The following is a 3034-nucleotide window of genomic DNA, read 5'->3' on the forward strand; positions in this document are numbered from 1 at the left end:
ATTTGACAAGACTGCTGAGGTTTTTATGGGTTTTTTAAACCTCGTTGGTTCTCTCATATGGCTTCTCTAAAATTTTGTTCACAGAGACTAGTGGAAGGATTAAATCCAGAACAGTGAGGAGACATTTTACCTCACTTAAAGATGGATCAGTTTAAAGTACTCATTAACAGTATAAATGACCCTCAGCTTATAGATCTAACAAGAAATTTATCTGACCACCACTTAACCATTCTTTCTAAGGAATTGTGGCATGAGCGACTTCCAATCCTAGTACACACTTTAGAAGAAGGTAAATTAAAGGATTTAATCAACGAACTGGATAATTTTAAATTTGAAGTAGTAGTTCAAAATTTAATTGATCCTAGCAGAATTAAAGTTGTAATTAATTCTCTAACTGATGAAAAACTTCAAATTCTCGCTCGTAACATGCCTGAGCAACAATTTGCAAAACTTTTGAATGAGCTAAGTCCAGAAGAGCTTAAAGATATTATTCACAAGCTGCCTTATGAGAAAGTTACAGCTGTGATTGGTCAATCAGGTGATAAAGGTCAACTTGATTATATTGTTAGAGTATTAGAGGAGAAGTTTGAAGGTCAGCTCAAACAAAACAAAGAGGTTATTGAGATGCTCAAGCAAATCAAGGGGGATATGCCATACTTCGCACATGATCAAAATTTCACAGCAGAAGGTGGCGATACATATCCTTATGATTCGTCAATACTTGTATAATTGAAATTTTTACTTTTTAATTTTCTATAGGAGGTCGTATTACTAAAGAAATGCAACAACTTCAAAAACCTACATTTGTCAAACCTGTGTTTACAAAACCGACAATCGCTCCGCTATTTTTTGATAAAAAGGCGAATAAAGGAATTGATATCACCGGTGATGTCAACACTGCAGAGATCGATGAAAGAATAATGGTAAATGTTGTTAGATTTAAAGCTTTTCATGATAGTTTAATAAACAACATCAACGAATACAACAACAGTATAAGTTCTAATATTGAAAATGGCGTAATAAATCCACTATCAGCAACTATAGATAGTACAGGTACGAAAACAAAGGAAATAATGGAGAAAATCAAGGAAATTGAGGAAAATATGCCATACTACTCACCAACACAGGCGGAAGATATATTATAGATATAGAGATACAATCTCAAGGTAATTTTAGATAGTATATACCAAGCGAGAAAACAACAGCCTGATATTAAGCTGTTATTTTCTTCACATGCTATTTCAGTACAAGTTTTAAAATTCTAATTTTTTACAGGAGTTAATATGAATAATGACAATTAACAAGAAAGTGAAAACAGTCTCAAAACAATAAGCAGAATAGAAGTTAAACACAAACCTCCATCTTTCGAGGAGCAGAAATGCACAAGATACCCTCTTGTTTTTTAACACAGTTAACATCTTGACTTTATCTGGTTAATATCCCAAATTGTAGAAAACAGAAAGTTCTATGGCAACAAGTCTACTACAAGGCAAAAAGGGATTAATAACTGGAATAACAAACAAGAGATCGATAGCGTATGGCATAGCAAAAACTCTCTCAGAGCACGGAGCAGAACTTGCAATCACTTACCAGAATGAAATGGTAAAGGAGAGATTATCATCGATAGCAGCTGAACTAAATGTGGAGTTAGTACTAAATTGTGATGTTGCAAATGAGGAGACCATAGATAAGGTTTTTAAGATAATAGAAAAAAAATGGGGTACTCTTGATTTTTTGGTACACGCAATCGCATTCTCTGACAAGAATGAACTCAGTGGTAAATATGTTAACACGTCACTGAGCAACTTTCTCAACGCAATGCATATATCATGCTATTCTTTTACTGCTCTAGCGCAAAGAGCTGAAAAGATAATGCTAAACGGCGGTAGTTTACTCACTTTATCTTACTATGGCGCTGAAAAAGTTATGCCAAATTATAATGTTATGGGTCTATGTAAAGCAGCACTCGAAGCAAGTGTAAGATATATAGCATGCGACCTTGGACCGCAAAACATCAGAGTGAATGCCATTTCTGCTGGTCCAATTAGAACTTTAGCATCTTCTGGAATAAGCAACTTTCACTTCATATCAGAATGGAACAGAAATAATTCTCCACTAAGGCGCAACACTACAATAGAAGACGTTGGAAAAGCAGCGCTGTATTTGTTGAGTGACTTAAGTAGCGGTACCACTGGGGAAGTTTTACATGTTGATTCGGGGTATAACGTGGTAGGGATGAAAGCAATTGATTAGTTCAAAGTTGAGTGTGAGAAAAAAGCCTTTCTAAAACTGGTAATATGATTTATAGTCGGTAATGCAGTGTTTAAATACTTTATGCTCAAGAAATTAGCTTGGTATTGGTCCTTTATAGAATTAATTAAAGGGTTTATTATTACGCTTAGGTATGCGTTTAAACCAAAGGTGACGCTTAGGTACCCTATGGAGAAGGGACCTCTAAGTCCAAGATTTCGCGGTGAGCATGCGTTGCGTAGATATTCAAACGGTGAAGAACGATGCATAGCTTGTAAATTATGTGAAGTTATCTGCCCTGCTCAGGCGATAGTTATTGAAGCAGAAGAAAGAGAAGATGGCAGCCGTCGCACTACGCGTTATGATATTGACATGACGAAGTGCATATATTGTGGGCTTTGCCAGGAGGCATGTCCGGTCGATGCAATTGTCGAGGGCCCTAATTTTGAGTTTGCAACAGAAACGAGGGAGGAGCTAATGTACAACAAAGAAAAGTTATTGCGTAATGGTGACGTTTGGGAGGAAGCAATTGCACTCAGATTGAAAAAGAATAGACCGTATTGCTAATGTTAAAAGTTTAAACCTCTGTCATTTCGGTGTCCTTTCGTGTTATCCAAGTGGCCCCATTTCTCGTTACCCCAGCGCCTTCTCCTGTCATCCCAGTGCTTGACACACAACTGTACGAACATTGCAATTAGCAGGTAATTTGCGTAACAGACGGTGTCATCCCAGTGCTCCGACACTGGGACCATCCTTTCCATAATCATCAAAAGCGTCGTATTTT

Annotated in this window: 5 protein-coding genes; 4 read left to right on the forward strand and 1 reads right to left on the reverse strand. The window is 36.8% G+C overall.

Going from position 1 to position 3034, the window contains the following annotated elements; translation table 11 throughout:
• Positions 1-141: 141 nt before the first annotated feature.
• The 4 genes from GO685_RS04405 to nuoI all read left to right on the forward strand — a co-directional run bounded on the left by GO685_RS04405 (position 142) and on the right by nuoI (position 2817).
• On the forward strand, positions 142-729 hold the full coding sequence (locus tag GO685_RS04405; protein WP_175937740.1) for a magnesium transporter MgtE N-terminal domain-containing protein: 588 nt from the start codon (positions 142-144) through the stop codon (positions 727-729).
• Positions 730-779: 50 nt separating this feature from the next.
• Positions 780-1145, forward strand: coding sequence for a hypothetical protein (locus GO685_RS04410; RefSeq protein WP_175937741.1), 366 nt, complete (start codon positions 780-782; stop codon positions 1143-1145).
• A 322-nt stretch (positions 1146-1467) separates the two neighbouring features.
• The gene (locus GO685_RS04415; protein WP_175937742.1) at positions 1468-2253 is read left to right on the forward strand and encodes an enoyl-ACP reductase FabI; all 786 of its coding nucleotides are present in this window, start codon (positions 1468-1470) and stop codon (positions 2251-2253) included.
• 81 nt (positions 2254-2334) lie between these two features.
• Positions 2335-2817, forward strand: a complete 483-nt coding sequence (nuoI, locus tag GO685_RS04420; protein ID WP_175937743.1) for an NADH-quinone oxidoreductase subunit NuoI — start codon at positions 2335-2337, stop codon at positions 2815-2817.
• 2 nt (positions 2818-2819) lie between these two features.
• On the opposite strand, the gene GO685_RS04425 is transcribed toward nuoI, so the two are convergent.
• Positions 2820-3034: hypothetical protein (locus GO685_RS04425; protein ID WP_218939230.1), on the reverse strand; the 215-nt coding region annotated here is incomplete at its 5' end.

Origin of the sequence: Wolbachia endosymbiont of Madathamugadia hiepei (assembly GCF_013366855.1) — a bacterium.
Taxonomy (GTDB): Bacteria; Pseudomonadota; Alphaproteobacteria; order Rickettsiales; family Anaplasmataceae; genus Wolbachia.